Raw genomic sequence first — 17,106 nt, forward strand, 5'->3', positions numbered from 1 at the left:
AGACAGGAAATGACGACACGATCCCCGATCCTGATCAATCGCCGCACGCTCCTCGCCGGAGCGACAATGGCCGGCGCGAGTCTGGCCATGCCCTCCATCCTTCGGGCGCAGGAAAAGTCTTTGAAGATCGGCGTTTACGGCGGTTACTTCAAAGATTCGTTCGATGAAAACATTTTCCCGGCCTTCACCGAGAAAACCGGCATCGCGGTGGAAAGCATCGCCGAGCCGACCGGTGAAGCCTGGCTCGTCCAGCTCGAACAGGCTGCCCGCGCCGGCGCCGCGCCCGCCGACGTTTCGATGATGTCGCAGGTGTCGATGCGAAAAGGGCTATCGACCGAACTCTGGGCGCCGCTCGATACCGCGAAGATCACCCGCGCCGGCGACGTGCTGCCGCCGTTCACGGTCAAATATCCGGACGGCCGCGTCGCCGGCATCGGCGCCGTGGCCTGGTACATCACCCTCGTTACCAACACCGACACCTATCCTGACGCGCCGGAGAGCTGGCAGGCTTTCTGGGACCCGGCCAACAAGGAAAAGCTCGGGCTGCTCGCCCTGGTATCCAACTCGTTCCTGCTGGAAGTGACGGCGAAGACCTTTTTCGGCGGCACCGACATCCTCGACACCGAGGAGGGCATCCTGAAGGTCATGGACAAGCTCGCCGAGCTGAAGCCAAACGTTCAGCTCTGGTATCGCGACGAGGCGCAATTCGAGCAGGCGCTGAAGTCGGGCGAAATCCCCATGGGCCAATATTATCACGACGTCACCGGCCTTGCCGCCGCCGACGGGTTCCCGGTCCGCTCCACCTTCCCGAAGGAAGGCGGCATCTCCGATTCCGGCTGCTGGGCGGTGACCAAGGCGTCGGAGAAGCTCGATCTCGCCCATGAGTTCATCGACTACATGACCCAGCCGGAGATCCAGGCGCTGCTCGCCCGCAAGGTCGGCACCGCCCCGGTGATCAAGCGGGAACTGCTCGACCTTTCCGACGAGGAATTTTCGGCGGTCTCCTCCGAGATCGATCCGATCGTGCCGCGCTATGATCTCTATGTCGACAAGGCCGACTGGCTGAACCAGAAATGGACCGAGCTGATCGTCGGCTGAGCCTCGCCCTCGCGAAATCGGCCGGTCGCCTTGGCGGCGACCGGCCCCGTTACCGGACACATGCGATGAGCGGCCTCGAACTCGTCAACGTCACAAAGCGCTACGGCTCGGTTCTCGCGGTCGACGACGCCGTGCTGAACGTGCCGGCGGGCAGCTTCGTCTGTCTGCTCGGCCCGTCCGGCTGCGGCAAGACCACGCTGATGCGGATCGTCGCCGGACTGGAAACGCCGAGCGCCGGCGACGTGCGCTTCGACGGCGAGGCGATCGGCGACCGGCCCGTGCACAAGCGCGACTTCGGAATGGTGTTCCAGTCGCTGGCGCTGTTTCCGCATCTGACCGTCGGCGAGAACATCGCCTATCCCCTCAAGATCCGCAGCCGGGGCAAGGCGGAGCGCGAGGCGCGGGTCGCCGAACTGCTCGACATGGTGCGGCTCCCCGGCGTCGCCGACCGGGCGGTGTCGCAGCTCTCCGGCGGCCAGCGCCAGCGCGTGGCGATCGCCCGCGCGCTCGCCGTGTCGCCGAAGCTGTTCCTCCTCGACGAGCCCTTGTCGGCGCTCGACGCCAAGCTGCGCGAGGCGATGCAAGTGGAACTGCGCCAGCTGCAGCAGCGCCTCGGCGTGACCACCATCGTCGTCACCCACGACCAGCGCGAGGCGATGACGATGGCCGACAAGATCGTCGTCATGAAGGGCGGACGCATCCTGCAGATGGACCGGCCGATCGACATCTATCGCCGGCCGGTCGATCCCTTCGTCGCCGACTTCCTCGGCCAGACCAATCTTCTGACCGCCTCGGCCGAGGCCGGTACGGTGCATGTCGCCGGCGCCGCGATCCCCGGTCTCGCGCTGCCGGCCGGCCGGAACGCGGCCGAAATCTCCGTGCGGCCCGAGGACGTCTCGGTGCGGCCCGAAGGCGAGGCGCCGATCGCGGCGAGCGTCGAATTCGTCCGCGACATGGGCTCGGCGGTGGAGGTTTATCTTGCCACCGCCGCCGGCCGGATCATCGCGCAAAGGCCCGCCGGCAGCGACGGGCTCGCCGTCGGCGACAAAGTCTCTCTCGGCCTCGATCCGGCATCCGTCGTCGTCTTTCCCGAAGGCGGGCGCCCGTGAGCGCGGCGGCGACCGCAGGCAAACGTGCGCGCGACCAACTTCCGCTGGTCTTTCCGGCGCTGATGCTGTTCGCCTTCTTCGTGGTGCCCTTCGGGCTGATGATCGCGGTGTCGTTCTTCGAGCGGGTGCAGGGCGGCTTCTACGTACCGGTCTTCACCACCGCGAACTATGCCCGCTTCCTCAGCCTGTTCTTCGGTGAAATTCTCCTGTTTTCTCTCGGGCTGTCGGCGATGGTTTCGGCGATCTGCCTGACCGTCGGCGCCCCCTTCACCTATCTTCTCACCAGGCTATCCCGACGCCGACAGGTGCCGTGGCTGGTGGCGATGCTCGCCGTCCTGTCGCTGTCGGAGGTGATCATCGGTTTCGCCTGGTCGACGCTGCTCAGCCGTACGGCCGGAGTTTCCAATCTTCTGGCGGCGATCGGATTGATGGATGGTCCCGAAGCCTGGAGCCCGAGTTTCGGCGCGGTCCTTGCCGGCATGGTCTATCAGGCGCTGCCCTATGCCGTGCTGGTGCTCTACCCGTCCTTCTCCCGCCTCGATCCCTCACTCGCCGAAGCCGCGCGCACCCTCGGCGCCTCGCCGATCCGCTCATTCCTGACGGTCATCCTGCCGGCGATGCGCACGACGCTGATCGCCACCTTCATCATCGTTTTCGTCTTCGCCCTCGGCGCCTATCTGCTGCCGCAGCTGCTCGGCCGGCCGCAGCACTGGACCCTGTCGGTGCTGATCACCGATCAGGCGATCTACCAGTCCAACATGCCGTTCGCGGCGGCAATGGCGGTGTTCCTCGTCATCGCCAGCCTGCTGCTCGTGCTGCTGACCACAGTGCTCGGCCACAAGGGGAAACCGGCATGAGCGAGCGACTTTTTACCCGGTTCTTCCTCTTCCTCGTCGCGCTGTTTCTCGCCGGCCCGCTGGTCGTCATCGCCGGCGTGTCGGTCAACGAAAAGCGCAGCCTGACCTTTCCGCCCGAAGGCTTTTCGCTGGATTGGTACGCCCAGATCTTCACCGATGATGGCTGGCGCGACGCCCTGACGACATCGGTCCTGATCGCCCTCGGCGCGGCGACGCTCTCCGTCCTCATCGCCCTGCCGATCGCCTATGCGCTGTGGAAACGCGTCAGCCTCGTCGGCCGGCTGATCCAGACCCTCGGCATCTCGCCCTTCGTGCTGCCACCGGTGATCACTGCGCTCGGCGCGCTGAGCTTTTGGGCAACGGTCGGCTCCTACGGCGCCTGGTACAGCGTCGTGATCTCCCACGCGATCTTCTTCACCAGCCTGCCGCTGGTGACGCTGTCGCTGGGCTTTTCGACCATTGACCGGGAAGTGACCGAGGCGGCGCGCACCATGGGCGCCGACGAGCGCATCATCCTGACGACGATCGTGCTGCCGATGATCGCGCCCTATATCGTCTCCGGCTTCGCCTTCGCCTTCGTCCTGTCGCTGAACGAATATATCGTCGCCTACATGACCGTCGGCTTCACGATGGAGACCGTGCCGATCAAGATCTTCAACGCGCTGCGCTACGGCTACACGCCGACCATGGCGAGCGTCTCGATCCTGTTCGTCGGGGTCGCGGTGGCGGTCTTCTGCCTCGTCGCGCGCTTCGGCGACCTGCCGCGCCTGCTCGGCGCCTGGAGCGCGGGCGACGAGACATGAGGGTCGCGGCGTTCCAGCTCGCCGCCAGCGGCGAGGCCTCTTCCGCCCGGCTCGCGGCGATCGAAGCCCATGTCGCCGAGGCGAAACAAGCGGGCGCAACGCTCGCGGTGTTTCCTGAACTCGCCCTGCCCGGCTACGGCGCCGGCGAAGCGATCAAGGACGAGGCGCGGGCGCGTGGCGACGACGATTTGGCGGCCCTCGCCCGTCTTGCCGCCCAGAGCGATGTCGCCATCGTCTCCGGCATCGCACTCCAACGCGACGGCGCGATCGTCAACGCCGCGGTACTTTTGCGTCCCGGCGAGGAACCGGTCGTCTACGCCAAGCGCCAGCTTTATAGCGACTATGAAAAGGCCCTGTTCCGCCCTGGCGAGATGCCTCCCCCCATCGTCGACATCGGCGGGATGAAGGCCGGCCTGCTGGTCTGTTTCGACGTCGAGTTTCCCGAACATGTCCGCGATCTCGCCAAGCGTGGCGCCGAGATCGTGCTGGTGCCGACGGCACTGCCGAGGAGCCCGGCGGCACACTTCATCGCCCGCAACGTGATCCCGGTGCGGGCCTTCGAGAACCAGGTCTTCGTCGTCTATGCGGATTGGTGCGGGGCGGACGAGCGCTTCGCCTATCAGGGCCTGTCCTCGATCGCCGCGCCCGACGGCAGCCGCCTCGCCGAGGCCGGCGACAGCGAACCGGCGATGCTGATCGCCGACATCGATCCCGGCGCCTTCACGGCCAGCAAAGAGCAAAACCCCTATCTCGACGAGTTGCGGGCGGTCTGAGGTGGGTCGCGCGGTCCTACCAGGCGCAGATTTTCGTGTTCGTCTCGGCGTTCGCCCAGCAGGCGGGATCGTCCCGCTCGCGCACATAGGTGCCGGCGAGCGGGATGTTGCGATTGCCGAGATTGACGAAGCCGGAGGCGTAGCCGGGGCTGTCGACCAGGAGGATGTAGGTGACCCCCGGTCCCTCGATGGTGAAGCTTCCGGCCGAATCCGTCATCTCGAAATCGCAGGCGTAATACCCATCGTCGGTCGAGAAGCACTTCGCCGGCTTGGCCTCGACACCCGTAGCGAAAACGACGAAGGCGAGCGCCGCAAGGCCGCCCGCGCTCTTCAATGCCCTATTCGATACCATGGACCGCCTCCCAGCGAACCGGCCCCGTCATGTGGCCGCATCGCTGGAGATTAGCACGGGGCCCGTGCCGCAGGGAGAGGCCCGCAAGCAAATGCGCGCCTCTCGCGACGGCCGAAACAGGCCGCCGTTCCCTTGCGATCTACCGCGTCAGGCGCTTGTAGGTCGGACGCTTCGGGTTGACCGATTCTGGGCCCAGGCGACGGATCTTGTCCTGCTCGTAATCCTCGAAATTGCCCTCGAACCACTCGACGTGGCTGTCGCCCTCGAAGGCGAGGATGTGGGTCGCCAGCCGGTCGAGGAACATGCGATCATGGCTGATCACCACGGCGCAGCCGGCATATTCCTCCAGCGCGTCCTCCAATGCCGTGAGCGTCTCGGTGTCGAGATCGTTGGTCGGCTCGTCGAGCAGGATGACGTTGGCGCCCGACTTCAGCATCTTGGCAAGATGCACCCGGTTGCGCTGGCCGCCCGAGAGGGTGCCGACCTTCTGCTGCTGGTCCGGCCCCTTGAAGTTGAAGTTGCCGACATAGGCGCGCGAGTTCATCTCGTATTTGCCGAGCTTCATGATGTCGACGCCGCCCGAGACCTCTTCCCAGACCGTCTTGTTGGGGGCCAGATCGTCGCGGCTCTGGTCGACATAGCCGAGATCGACCGTTTCGCCGACATCGATTTTGCCGCTGTCGGGCTCTTCCTGGCCGGTGATCATCTTGAACAGGGTCGACTTGCCGGCGCCGTTCGGCCCGATGATGCCGACGATGCCGCCGGCCGGCAGCTTGAACGAAAGGTTTTCGATCAGCACCCGGTCGCCATAGCTCTTGGTCAGGTTCTCGACCTCGATCACCCGGTTGCCGAGCCGCTCGCCGGTCGGAATGACGATCCTGCCGTCGGCCGGCTTGCGCTTCTCGGCGATCTCGACCAGTTCGTTATAGGCCTTGATACGCGCCTTCGACTTCGTCTGCCGCGCCTTGGCGCCCTGCTGGATCCATTCGCGCTCGCGCGTCAGCGCCCGCATGCGGGCGTCGTCCTCCCGGCCCTCCTGCTTCATCCGCTTGGCCTTCTTCTCCAGATAGCTGGAGTAGTTGCCCTCGTAGGGCATGCCGCGGCCGCGATCGAGTTCGAGAATCCAGCCGGTGACGTTGTCGAGGAAGTAGCGATCATGGGTGACCATGAGCACCGAGCCCTCATACTCGCGCAGGTGCTTTTCGAGCCAGAGGATGGTCTCGGCGTCGAGATGGTTGGTCGGCTCGTCGAGCAACAGGATGTCCGGTTTCGACAGGAGCAGCTGGCAGAGCGCCACGCGGCGCTTCTCGCCGCCGGACAGCGGCGCGATCTCGGCATCGCCCGGCGGGCAGCGCAGGGCGTCCATCGCCATCTCGACCTGATTTTCCAGATCCCAGAGGTTCTGCGCGTCGATGATGTCCTGGAGCTTCGCCCCCTCCTCCGCCGTTTCGTCGGAGTAGTTCATCATCAGTTCGTTGTAGCGCTCAAGAACCGCCTTCTTGTCGGCGACGCCCTCCATGACATTCTCGAAAACGGTCTTCGTCTCGTCGAGATGCGGCTCCTGCGGCAAATAGCCGACGGTGGCGCCTTCAGCCGCCCAGGCCTCGCCGGTGAACTCCTTGTCCTGGCCCGCCATGATCTTCAGCAGCGTCGATTTACCCGAGCCGTTCGGGCCGAGAATGCCGATCTTGGCATCGGGATAGAAGGACAGATGAATGTTTTCCAGGACCTTCTTGTTGCCGTAGGCCTTGGTAAGTCCGGACATGTGATAGATGAACTGGCGTGCCATGGCGCGCTGCCGCTCCGTATGATGTTGGGAAAAGAGAAGTTGCGCCGTACCTAATCCATCGGGCGCGCCGGGGCAACGGGCGCGGATTGCATCATCATCGTCGCGATGCTCGATCCCGGGTTCCGGCCGCGATCCAGATGCGCGCCTGTCCGCTATACGTCGCGGTCCCCAGAAGGGGCCGGTTTCGGAACGGCGGTCTCCGTGATCGCCGGAGCCGATTGCAGAAACTTGAGCAACCGCCCGTCGATGGCGACGAGGCCGAGGCCGATCAGCCCCATGCCGAGAAAATGGCGGGAATCGAGCCGCTCGCCCAACACCAGGGCGCCGAGGACGATAGCGCTGCCCGGAATCAGGAAGGTGACGAGCAGCAGATTGGTCGCCCCCGCCGTCGCCAGAATCCGGAAATAGATCACGTAGGCGAGCGCCGTCGACAGTGCGGCAACGCCGAGGATCCCGCCGATTGTCGGCAGGCCCGGCATCGACAGCGTCCACGGCCGATCCACGACGAGCGCCAGCGGGATGAGCAGGAGCGTCGAAGCCGTCACCTGCCCTGTGGCCGTCGCCAGCGGCGCGACGCCCATGCGCTTGAACCGCCGGCCGAAGATTCCCGCGACCGCATAGGACAAAGCCGCCGCCAGACAGGCCAATTGCGCCAGCACCGCCGCGCCGAGACCTTCCAACGCCGCCGGCCCGATCATTACCGCGACACCGCCGAGCCCGGCGACGACACCGGCCAAGCGCTTGCCGGTCAGTTTCTCGTCATCGGTCAGGACATGCGCCACGAGCACCGTGAACAGCGGCGTCGTGGCGTTGAGGATGGCCGCGAGGCCCGCGGCGATCTGGGTCTGGCCCCAGACGAACAGGCTGAACGGCACGGCATTGTTGATGAAGCCCATGACAAGGAAGGCGGCCCAGACGCGCGGCTCCCTCGGCATCTTGACGCCGAGCAGCCGCAGCGCGGCGAACAGGATCACGCTGGCGAGGCCCACCCGCGTGACGACGATGGTGAAGGGCGGCAGCTCCTTCACCGCGACTTCGGTGAAGAAGAACGATCCGCCCCACAGCACCGACAGAGTGAGCAGCATGCCCCACTCGCCCAGCGTCATCGAGCGGTGGATTGCCGCGGCGGGCGCTAAGCTATCGGTCTGGCGGCGCATGATGAAATCGGCTCCGGAAGTGTCGAAGCCGGACCCTATGAGGTCCTGCCGACGACCACGACCCGATTTCTGGGCCGCTCCGCTATTGCCATCCGGCCGCGTCGATTACCCCACCCCGGCAACCGCCGCGCGCCGGCTCGGCCGCGCGGATCGACTCGCCGAGATCGCTTCGGGGCGTGACCGTGCCCGCCAGATTGATGCGCAGCTCCATGACGATCCGCCTGTCGCCATCACGCGCGCAGGCGATCAGGACGCGGCGGCCGGCGCCCTTGCCGAAAGCCGCGTCGAAGATGGCGCGGATCGCCGGGGCGTCGAGATATGTGCCGACGTTTGTCGCGAACAGCCGGCCGACGGGCGACGCGTTGAGCTTGCCGATCAGCGCGACCGCGTCGGTGAAATATTTCTCGGCGTCCGCCCCGTAGCAGCTGCCGTGCTTGATCCATTGGTGGCGGTCGAGATCGGCCTTGGTCCCCGGCATGACGGCATCAAGCGCCCGCCGCGTCGCGCCACTCAGTTGCGGCTCCGGTAACGCGCTCCAGTCGCTGGCCCGGTCCCTGGCGACGATACCTGCCGCCACGCCGCAATATTCGTTCCCACGGGGTTGTGGCCAGAGCCCGTGCAGCACGAAGCCGCCATCCTCGCCGCCGTCCCGGCAATCGCGTGCTCGCGGCGAAGTCTCACAGAACGCAGCGTGCCAACTCGCGGCCAGAACCGCACGACCCGCGCCCGAGCGCTGACGGCCGGCGGGCGGCGGCGAAGCACTGTCCGACGCCGTTTCGACGCGAACACGCCCCAGCGCCTCGGCCAGCGCGGCGGCGCCGCGGCCTGTTTCGGCAGGCGGATTCTTGCGCGCGGCGGCCGAGACGCCATCCGCGGCCTCGATGCGGCCACAGCCCACGGCGACCCAGCGGCGCGGCGGCTCGGCGTCCTCTATCTCGATAAAGTAGTGCGTCGCCGCCTCCGAATTGCGGCCGATCAGGACGTATGCGACGCCCGGCTCCGTCGCGATGCCACCAGGATTGGTCTGTTGGCGGATCGATTGCAGCGCCGGGCAGCGCGCCTCGGCGACGAAGCGGCCGGTCATCGGCACCTGCGCAAAGGCGGACGGGGCGGCGAGCAGGAGCGCGGCAAGCAGGCAAAAGCGATTCATGGGCTTTCGATACGTCAGAGCGGCGGCGGGCGAAAGACCGCCGGGCAATCGGGGCGAACCGACGACCGTTTCAAGGGGTTTGGGCCAATGCGTCTTCGCGCTATACCGATGCTCGGTGAGCGTGGAAGAACGTCACCCGGCTGGCCATCCCGTTGGTCGCCACAGACGAGGATGCGACGTTGTTCGATCACCGGGAAACCATCGACAGCCGATCCGGCGCGGCGGTTCACGTCTACAGCCGCAAGGCACAGGGACACGCGCGCGGCATCGTCCTGATCCACCACGGTCTTGCCGAACATGCAGGCCGCTACGGCCGCTTCGCCGCCGAACTGGCCGGGCTCGGCTTTCACGTCTTCGCCCATGATCACCGTGGCCACGGCTCGACCAGCGCGTCCGACGCGCCCTTCCGCACATTTGCCCGTCGCCATGGCGCCGACAGGGTGCTCACCGACTGCCGGGCGGTCCATACCCATGCCCTTGGCCGTTATGCCGGCCTGCCGGTGGTGGTCTTCGGCCATTCGATGGGCGGGCTGATCGCCCTGAACTACGCTGAAACCTACGGCCGCGACCTCGCCGGCACCGCCGTGTGGAACGCCAATTTCCAGACCGGATTGCAGGAACGCGTCGGCCGGCTGGCGCTGAAGGCCGAAAAGGCGCTGAAGGGCTCGGACGTTCCGAGCGCGCTGCTCCAGCGCGCCACCTTCGACGCCTGGGGCAAGGCGATCGAGCCACGCCGCACCATGTTCGACTGGCTGTCGCATGATGACGCCGCGGTCGATGCCTATATCGCCGACCCGCTCTGCGGCTTTTCGCCGACCTTGTCGATGATGGAGGATGTGATGACGCTGATCTTCCAGGGCGGTTCGCAGGCCGGGCTCGACATGCTGCCACCAGCGCTGCCGATGCACCTCCTCGGCGGCACCGCCGATCCGGTGACCGACAAGGGCGAAGCCATTCGGTGGCTGGCCGGGCACCTGCGCCATGCCGGCTCCCGCGACGTCACGGTCGAGATCATCGAGGGCGCCCGGCACGAAACGCTGCATGAATTGCCCGCCTATCGCGAGCCCGCCCTCGCCGGTTTCATGGACTGGCTCGATCGCATCATTCCGGTGGCGGCCTGAGCAGCGACGCCCGATCAGGGTTTTCTGCCACGACCATGGGATGGCGGGGAACGACTGCGCGGTCCAGCGCTTTTCGTTGCAGTTGATGAGGGAATCGATGGAGCAGTTCTTCGAGGCGGATGCATTCTGGACGGCGGCCGAGCAAGCTGGGCGATTGATCATGGCCGCGCTCTTTGCCGGGGTGATCGGCTTCGAGCGGGAGAGCAAGGACCATCCCGCCGGCTTGCGGACCCACATGCTGGTCGGCATCGGCGCCTGCCTGTTCACGCTGCTGATGACGCTGCTGATCGGCCGCTTCGAGGGCGACGACGTGCGTGCCGACCCGGTGCGCGTCGTCGAGGCGATCACCAGCGGTGTGGCATTTCTCGCGGCCGGCGTGATCATCCAGGCGCGCGGTCGCGTGCATGGGCTGACCACCGGCGCCTCGCTCTGGCTGGCCGGCGCCATAGGTCTGGGTGCCGGTCTGGGCGAGTATCTTCTATCCTTCATCGCAGTGGTGCTGACGCTTGTCGTCTTGCGGGTGATCAAGGCGTTCGAGTAGGCGGCGCTCAGGGCGATCCGCCCCATTTGCATAGCTCGGCGGTCGGCCAAGTCCGAATTTTCCTGGCTCGGAGCAGAAAGTTCCCGGCATTTCGCCAACCGGATAGGCAAGCCATGCACTCGAAACATGGCTGGCATGTCCAAACATCTCTGGTTTTGCATCTGACAACGGCTATTTAACCAGTAGGTCGCTGGCGGGCGATACCTCCTCCCTTCGCTCCGCTTCGACTGTTTCCTCCCAGGATTTTCCAATGGAAGATCCTTCTTTCGGCCGGGTTCTCGCGAGCCCGGCTTTTTTTTGCGCCGGCCGCCAAAACAAGACGGGCGCTCCCTTTTCGAGACCGCCCGTAGATCGATGGCACCTGTCGAGTGCCTCAGCCGTCGAGGCTGGCACAAAACCGCTGGATGCGCGAACAAGCCTCTTCGAGCAGCGCCTCCGATGTCGCGTAGGAAATCCGGAAGTTCGGGCCGAGGCCGAAAGCCGCGCCGTGAACCACCGCAACGCCTTCCGCCTCCAGCAACTCCGTGACGAAGTCCTCGTCCTTCGTGATCACCGTGCCGGCCCCGGTCTTCTTGCCGATCAGCCCCTTGCAGGACGGATACACGTAGAAGGCGCCCTCCGGCGAGGGACATTCGATGCCGTTCGCCTGGTTGAGCATCGACACGACGAGGTCGCGACGGCCCTCGAAGACGGCGCGGTTGGTGGCGATGAAATCCTGCGGACCGTTCAGCGCCTCGACTGCCGCCCATTGCGCGATCGAGCAGGCGCCGGAGGTCTGCTGGCCCTGGATCATGTCCATCGCCTTGATCAGTTGCACCGGTCCGCCGGCATATCCGATGCGCCAGCCCGTCATCGCATAGGCCTTGGAGACGCCGTTGATGGTCAGCGTGCGGTCATAAAGGCCGGGTTCGACCTCGGCCGGCGTCGTGAAGGTGAAATCGCCATAGACGAGATGCTCATACATGTCGTCGGTCATCACCCAGACATGGGGATGGCGCATCAACACGTCGGTCAGGGCCTTCAGTTCGTTTCGCGTATAGGCCGCGCCCGACGGGTTCGACGGCGAGTTGAACAGAAACCATTTGGTCTTCGGCGTGATCGCCTTTTCGAGAACGTCCGGCGTCAGCTTGAATTGCGTCTCGATGCCGGCCTCGACGAACACGGGCGTCCCGCCGCAGATCGCCACCATCTCGGGATAGCTCACCCAATAGGGCGCCGGGATGATCACCTCGTCGCCGGGGTTCAGCGTCGCCATGAAGGCGTTGAACAGGATTTGCTTGGCGCCGGTGCCGACGATCGTCTGCTCCGGCTTGTAGTCGAGATTGTTCTCGCGCTTGAACTTGTTGGCGATCGCCTGTCGCAGCTCCGGAATGCCGGAAATCGGCGTGTATTTGGTCTCGCCGCGGTTGATCGCCTCGATCGCCGCCCGCTTGATGTTGTCCGGCGTATCGAAGTCCGGCTCCCCTGCCCCCAATCCGATGACATCGCGGCCGGCGGCTTTCAGCTCACGCGCCTTCTGAGAGACCGCGATGGTGGCGGACGGCTTGACGCGATCGAGGGCGGCGGCGAGGAAAGCCATGGAACGGGACTCCGGTCAGACCATAGGGAAGGCTCCCGCAGGAGCGCGCGGACCCTAATCGCAGACGTTTTGCATCGCAAGCCGGCGGTCAAGCGCCATGCGAAACAAACAGCCGTCGCCTTTCTTGGGGAAAGCCCACTCTTGGGGATAGCCCACTGGTGCGGCGCGGCCTGACTACCGCAGCGGCATTTGAAAGGTAAATCGGGTCTCCGCCGAATCGGATGAGGCCGTCAACGTTCCGCCGTGGGCCCGCGCGATCTCCGACGCGATATAGAGACCGAGACCAAGGCCTTGCTGGCTAGGCCGGGTTGCCGCCCGAAAGAACGGCTGGAACAGATCGGCAAGCGCCTCCTTCGGGATGGGTTCGCCGGAATTCGACACCCAGAGCCGAAAGTGATCCGCATCGCTCGACGCTCCCACCCGCACCGCTCCACCGTCGGCCCCATGGGTCAACGCGTTGCCCAGCAAGTTCGACAGCAGCTGGGACAGGCGCGCGCGATCACACCGGAGAGGACCGGTAAAGGAGACATCCGTTTCGATCGGGGTGTCGGGATGGGTCGCTCGCAGTTCCTCCACGACCTGGATGAGAACCGGCTCGAGAGGCCCGCAATCGTCCACCTCTAGGGTCAGTCCTCCCCCCAGGCGGCCGCGGGCGAAATCGAGGAGATTGTCGATCAAGCCCTGCATTCTGAGAACGCTGCCCTGAATCAGATTCAAGATGTTGAGGGCCTTCGGCTCCAGCGACGTCTTCAGCAACATCTTCGTTCCGGCATCAATCGAGGCGACCGGGTTGCGCAAATCGTGACCGAGCACCGCGATGAACTGCTCCCGAAGTTCGGAAATCTTGCGTTCGCCCATCAAGCTGGCCTCGCTCGCGGCCAGGCGCTCGCCGGCATCCAGATGAAAGGCGATGAGCTCGGCGAACAGCTTGAACATGCCGATCGTCTCTGGATTCTTCAGACGCGCCGGACGCGGATCGATCGCGCAGAGCGTCCCGAAAAACTCCCCGTCGGCCCTGACAATCGGCATCGAGATGTAACTGCGGAAACCATACATGGCCGGAGTCGGATGCCCGCAATAGGCCTCGTCCTGCGGTACGTCGTCGATGACGACCGGTTCGCGGCTCTCCTCAACCTCCCGGCAGATCGTGGTCTCGACCTTCAACTCGCCGCCGGTCGGAAGACCGAAGTCGATCCGGTCGAGCACGGCACAGTTGATCCACCGATCGCGAGTGACGCGGGCGACCGTGGCAAATCCCATACCGGTCGTGCGGCAGATGACATCAAGGATCGTGGGGACCGCAGCAATGCGACCAACCGAATCGATATCGGCTTGAAACTCATCCCTCAAAGGCGTTCATTCTCCGATGACTGCTTCACGAGGCTGATGCTACCAGACACCCCCCACTGAGGCACGGAAAATCAAGCGTGGATGACTGGTCTCGTGCCACGCACGCTGGCGGCCGGTACGGCCGTCAGGAATCCGCCGGCATCGGCCATTGAAGCCGCGGCCGACCAGCCCGCCGATTCCCCAGAACAATGCCAGCAGGATAAGCGCGACGACGATGTTCGGCAGCAACTTCTCGAAGCCGAGCACCCAGTCTTCGATCTCGCCGAGGGCGAAGGCAGGGTCGACTTCGACCGCTTGCTCGACGGTCTCAGGCGCCGTCGCGGGACCCGCGCTGGATCTATTTTCCTGCGCGAACGCCTCGAACACGGTCTTGCCCTCAATGGTCGGCTGGCAAAAAGTAAGCGGCCGCCGGCCCTCCGACGCCCGCTTTATTCCTAGCTTTCCTCGCGCTTATTTCGGTGGCGCGATGACACCGCAGGCGACCCGGTCGCCCGCATCGCCCGATGGCTGCGAGATGTAGTCGTCGGCGCCACCGTGAACGATCAGCGCCGAGCCCTCCTCGTCGGCAAGCGGTGCCTCGCCGCCTTCGACCGCCACCATCGCGTTGAATGTCTCGAACTTGGCGGCGCCGCCGGTAACGGTGAAATTCGGCATGTCGCCGGCATGAGGGCCATTTCCAGAGAGATAGCCGTGATCCGCCTCGCCGGGATTGTAGTGCCCGCCTGCGGATTTGAAATCGCCTTCGCAAACGCCTGTCTCGTGGATGTGAAAGCCGTGCTGGCCGTCGGACAGCCCCGAAAGTTCCGCGTTGAGCAGGATGCCAAGAGGTGTCGAAGTAACCTCGACCGTCCCGAGCGATGCGCCGTCAGGGCCATTCAGTTCGACGGTCATCGGCGCTGTGCCTGATGAATCCTGAGCAAAGGCGGGCGCCGCGAGGAGCGCGACTGCAAGGGTCGTGGTGATAAAGCGCATGATGTATCTCCCTGAAAGTGTGATTGACAATACGACTTGCGGGTCACCCTCGCATCTCGCGGCTGCGTCCGCTGGCAAGACGGTCCATTCGACTTGCAACGGACGCGCCTTGCGATCGTTCCCCCGGCAAAATCGCCGCTCTCTGAAGCCCTGCCGTTTTACGAGGACATGCCGGCCGCCCTCCTCGCCCGCCTCGACGTGGCCGTCCTCGCCGATCGCAACGTTACCCGGGTCGATGACGGCGGTCGGCCGGACTACCGCCGCTATGTCGCACGAACCGCGATCCTGCGTTTCCCCGACACGATAGACGCCGAGGCCATTCCTGGCGATGGCGGCACGCGGCTGCGGCTCTATTCGCGCTCGCTCCTCGGCAAAAGCGATCTCGGCGCCAACGCCGAACGGCTGGAGGGCTGGAGGGCTGGGTCGGATTCCTGCGGTAAGATTGCGTACAATTTCGCCGAATTACGCAAGACTTGACAGCGATTTTTGCCAGATGATACGAATATTGCGACACATTAAACGCTATTTTCGTGTAAGTGCTGACAAATAGGGGGCTCGGCTTGTCGAGACAATCCGATCTTGCCGCCGAGAGGATCGAGGAACTCATCATGAGCGGTGAGTTCGCTCTGGGCGCGCATATCAACGAATTCGCGTTGTCGGCGCGGCTGGGCGTCGGTCGGGCCGCCATTCGCGAGGCATGCCACGCCCTTGTCCGGGTGGGCCTCGTCAGGATCGTTCCCAATCAGGGGGCCTTCGTCAAAGACCTCACCCTGCTGGAAATCACCCAGATCTTTGACATCCGCTCGAGCCTCGGCCGCCTGGCAGGGCGGCAGGCGGCCCTATTGATCGACGCCGCAGGTCTTTCCCGTCTGCGTGGACTGATCCAGGAGATGGACAAGGTCGCCCTCGAGCGCGACTCGGAGCGCTATGTCGCGCTGAATCTCGATTTTCACGACGCCCTCTACAAGGTCAGTCGCAACGAGCGACTTGCCGAACTCGACCGCGCGCTCGGCAAGGAGCTGCGCATCTACCGTCGCCATGGACTCGCCTTCGGCGGCGGCCTCGCCGTTTCCAATCAGGAGCATCGCGAGATCATGACAGCCATCGAGCAGGGGGATTGCGAGATGGCCGGCGCCCATCTCGAAAAACACATCCGCAGCGGCAAGGAGCGCTTCCTGAACGCCATGTCCGCGACAGGAAAGCTGGTGCTGCAGTCCGACACACGCGCCGCCGACCCGGCCAAAACGAAGAAGAAAGCCTGATCACCGATGAAGATAACCAAAGTCGAATGTCTGACTGTCCACCCGGGTTGGCGCAAGAACCTGATTTTCGTGAGGGTCGAGACCGATGCGGGCATCGTCGGCTGGGGAGAAGCCTATAGTCAATACGACAGGGACCGCGCCATAGCGGCCCAAGTGGAAGAACTCGGCCGCTATGTGGTCGGTCGGGACCCGTTTCAGATCCGCCATATCTGCCAGGTCGCCTTCGACGATTACGCCCAACGTCGCGCCTCGCTGGAGTTCCACTGCGCCGTGTCGGGCATCGAACAGGCCCTCTGGGACATCGTCGGCAAGGCGACGGAGCAACCCGTCTACAACCTGCTGGGCGGCAAGACCCGCGAGCGCATCCGCGTCTACGCCAACGGCTGGGGCTACAAGCTGCGAGAGGTGGCCGATTATGCCCGTGCCGCCGAAAAGGTGGTCGAAAGCGGCTTCACGGCGATGAAGCTCGACCCGCTGCCTCGACCATGGCGCACCTTCATTCCGAGGCAGCACATTCGTCAGTCGGTGGACATCATACGCGGGATCCGCGATGCGGTCGGTCCCGACGTGGATATTCTGCTCGACATTCATCGTCGGCTCGCGCCGATGCACGCCATCGAGCTGGCCAATGCCCTCGCTGAATTCGAACCGTACTGGTTTGAAGAGCCTTGCCAATCTGAGAACATCCAGGCGCTAGCGGAAGTGCGAGCCAGTTCGCCGATCCCGACTGTGACCGGCGAAGCGCTCTACGGTCGGGCTGGCTTCCGGCCGGTACTTCGCGAGCGTGCCGTCGATATCATCAACCCCGACGTCGCCAACTGCGGCGGGATCTTGGAATTGATGTACATCGCGGCCGCCGCGGAAACGGAGATGATCGCCTGTTCGCCACATAACTACAATTCCACGACGCTGGCGCTTTCGGCCACCGTGCATGCCTCGGCCTGCATGCCGAACTTCATTATCACCGAATATTTCATTCCGTTCGAGGAACTCGGTGCGAAGCTCTGTAGCAACCCGCTCAAGCCGGTTGACGGTTACATCACCCTGCCGGACGGACCCGGCTTGGGTCTCGACGTCAATGAGGAAGCGGTTCGCTCGATGCCCGGCAAGCCTTTCCCCAAGCGCGACCTGCCGCTGCCGGAGAACGAAGGGCCGCGCAACACCGCATTGTCGAAGGCATTCTGAGGAGGAGA

The 17,106-nt window shown here is 64.7% G+C and carries 18 protein-coding genes; 10 read left to right on the forward strand and 8 right to left on the reverse strand.

Annotated elements, in window-relative coordinates:
* The first annotated feature begins 9 nt into the window (after nucleotides 1-9).
* The 5 genes from ING15_RS03030 to ING15_RS03050 all read left to right on the forward strand — a co-directional run bounded on the left by ING15_RS03030 (nucleotide 10) and on the right by ING15_RS03050 (nucleotide 4,640).
* Nucleotides 10-1,098 (forward strand): ABC transporter substrate-binding protein, encoded by a 1,089-nt coding sequence (locus ING15_RS03030; protein WP_210348781.1) that lies wholly within the window; start codon nucleotides 10-12, stop codon nucleotides 1,096-1,098.
* 65 nt (nucleotides 1,099-1,163) lie between these two features.
* Nucleotides 1,164-2,207 carry an ABC transporter ATP-binding protein gene (locus tag ING15_RS03035; protein ID WP_206453306.1) on the forward strand — a complete coding sequence of 348 codons (1,044 nt, stop codon included), beginning with the start codon at nucleotides 1,164-1,166 and terminating at the stop codon, nucleotides 2,205-2,207.
* 62 nt (nucleotides 2,208-2,269) lie between these two features.
* The gene (locus ING15_RS03040) at nucleotides 2,270-3,064 is read left to right on the forward strand and encodes an ABC transporter permease (protein WP_206453559.1); all 795 of its coding nucleotides are present in this window, start codon (nucleotides 2,270-2,272) and stop codon (nucleotides 3,062-3,064) included.
* Nucleotides 3,061-3,867, forward strand: a complete 807-nt coding sequence (locus ING15_RS03045) for an ABC transporter permease (protein ID WP_206453307.1) — start codon at nucleotides 3,061-3,063, stop codon at nucleotides 3,865-3,867. The genes ING15_RS03040 and ING15_RS03045 overlap by 4 nt, the downstream gene beginning before the upstream one ends.
* Nucleotides 3,864-4,640 (forward strand): nitrilase-related carbon-nitrogen hydrolase, encoded by a 777-nt coding sequence (locus tag ING15_RS03050; RefSeq protein WP_206453308.1) that lies wholly within the window; start codon nucleotides 3,864-3,866, stop codon nucleotides 4,638-4,640. The genes ING15_RS03045 and ING15_RS03050 overlap by 4 nt, the downstream gene beginning before the upstream one ends.
* 16 nt (nucleotides 4,641-4,656) lie before the next feature.
* On the opposite strand, the gene ING15_RS03055 is transcribed toward ING15_RS03050, so the two are convergent.
* The 4 genes from ING15_RS03055 to ING15_RS03070 form a co-directional block, all read right to left on the reverse strand.
* Entirely contained in the window at nucleotides 4,657-4,992 is a 336-nt protein-coding gene (locus tag ING15_RS03055) for a hypothetical protein (RefSeq protein WP_206453309.1), read from the reverse strand.
* Between the two features lie 139 nt (nucleotides 4,993-5,131).
* Entirely contained in the window at nucleotides 5,132-6,781 is a 1,650-nt protein-coding gene (gene ettA, locus ING15_RS03060; RefSeq protein ID WP_206453310.1) for an energy-dependent translational throttle protein EttA, read from the reverse strand.
* A gap of 152 nt (nucleotides 6,782-6,933) precedes the next feature.
* Nucleotides 6,934-7,938 carry a DMT family transporter gene (locus ING15_RS03065; RefSeq protein WP_408628669.1) on the reverse strand — a complete coding sequence of 335 codons (1,005 nt, stop codon included), beginning with the start codon at nucleotides 7,936-7,938 and terminating at the stop codon, nucleotides 6,934-6,936.
* Nucleotides 7,939-8,020: 82 nt separating this feature from the next.
* On the reverse strand, nucleotides 8,021-9,088 hold the full coding sequence (locus ING15_RS03070; RefSeq protein WP_206453311.1) for a ribonuclease T2 family protein: 1,068 nt from the start codon (nucleotides 9,086-9,088) through the stop codon (nucleotides 8,021-8,023).
* Nucleotides 9,089-9,267: 179 nt separating this feature from the next.
* On the opposite strand from ING15_RS03070, the gene ING15_RS03075 reads away from it, so the two are divergent.
* Nucleotides 9,268-10,209 (forward strand): alpha/beta fold hydrolase, encoded by a 942-nt coding sequence (locus ING15_RS03075; protein WP_206453312.1) that lies wholly within the window; start codon nucleotides 9,268-9,270, stop codon nucleotides 10,207-10,209.
* A 40-nt stretch (nucleotides 10,210-10,249) separates the two neighbouring features.
* Nucleotides 10,250-10,750, forward strand: coding sequence for an MgtC/SapB family protein (locus tag ING15_RS03080; protein WP_232845536.1), 501 nt, complete (start codon nucleotides 10,250-10,252; stop codon nucleotides 10,748-10,750).
* A 373-nt stretch (nucleotides 10,751-11,123) separates the two neighbouring features.
* On the opposite strand, the gene ING15_RS03085 is transcribed toward ING15_RS03080, so the two are convergent.
* From ING15_RS03085 to ING15_RS03100, 4 genes are all read right to left on the reverse strand, one after another.
* A complete protein-coding gene (locus ING15_RS03085) occupies nucleotides 11,124-12,329 on the reverse strand; it encodes a pyridoxal phosphate-dependent aminotransferase (RefSeq protein ID WP_206453313.1) in 1,206 nt (401 codons plus the stop codon).
* Nucleotides 12,330-12,503: 174 nt separating this feature from the next.
* Nucleotides 12,504-13,679 carry a GAF domain-containing sensor histidine kinase gene (locus ING15_RS03090; RefSeq protein ID WP_206453314.1) on the reverse strand — a complete coding sequence of 392 codons (1,176 nt, stop codon included), beginning with the start codon at nucleotides 13,677-13,679 and terminating at the stop codon, nucleotides 12,504-12,506.
* Between the two features lie 39 nt (nucleotides 13,680-13,718).
* Nucleotides 13,719-14,045, reverse strand: a complete 327-nt coding sequence (locus tag ING15_RS03095) for a hypothetical protein (RefSeq protein ID WP_206453315.1) — start codon at nucleotides 14,043-14,045, stop codon at nucleotides 13,719-13,721.
* Between the two features lie 84 nt (nucleotides 14,046-14,129).
* On the reverse strand, nucleotides 14,130-14,651 hold the full coding sequence (locus ING15_RS03100; RefSeq protein ID WP_206453316.1) for a superoxide dismutase family protein: 522 nt from the start codon (nucleotides 14,649-14,651) through the stop codon (nucleotides 14,130-14,132).
* A 93-nt stretch (nucleotides 14,652-14,744) separates the two neighbouring features.
* Between ING15_RS03100 and ING15_RS03105 the strand changes: the two genes are divergently transcribed.
* The 3 genes from ING15_RS03105 to ING15_RS03115 are packed head-to-tail and all read left to right on the forward strand — an operon-like array spanning nucleotide 14,745 to nucleotide 17,098.
* Nucleotides 14,745-15,128, forward strand: coding sequence for a DUF1499 domain-containing protein (locus ING15_RS03105; protein ID WP_269812723.1), 384 nt, complete (start codon nucleotides 14,745-14,747; stop codon nucleotides 15,126-15,128).
* 59 nt (nucleotides 15,129-15,187) lie between these two features.
* Nucleotides 15,188-15,913, forward strand: coding sequence for a GntR family transcriptional regulator (locus ING15_RS03110; protein ID WP_332873758.1), 726 nt, complete (start codon nucleotides 15,188-15,190; stop codon nucleotides 15,911-15,913).
* A gap of 6 nt (nucleotides 15,914-15,919) precedes the next feature.
* Nucleotides 15,920-17,098: a mandelate racemase/muconate lactonizing enzyme family protein gene (locus ING15_RS03115; protein WP_206453319.1), complete on the forward strand. Its 1,179-nt coding sequence runs from the start codon at nucleotides 15,920-15,922 to the stop codon at nucleotides 17,096-17,098.
* The last annotated feature ends 8 nt before the right edge of the window (nucleotides 17,099-17,106 follow it).

This window comes from Aurantimonas marina, assembly GCF_017183135.1.
Classification (GTDB): domain Bacteria; phylum Pseudomonadota; class Alphaproteobacteria; order Rhizobiales; family Rhizobiaceae; genus Aurantimonas; species Aurantimonas marina.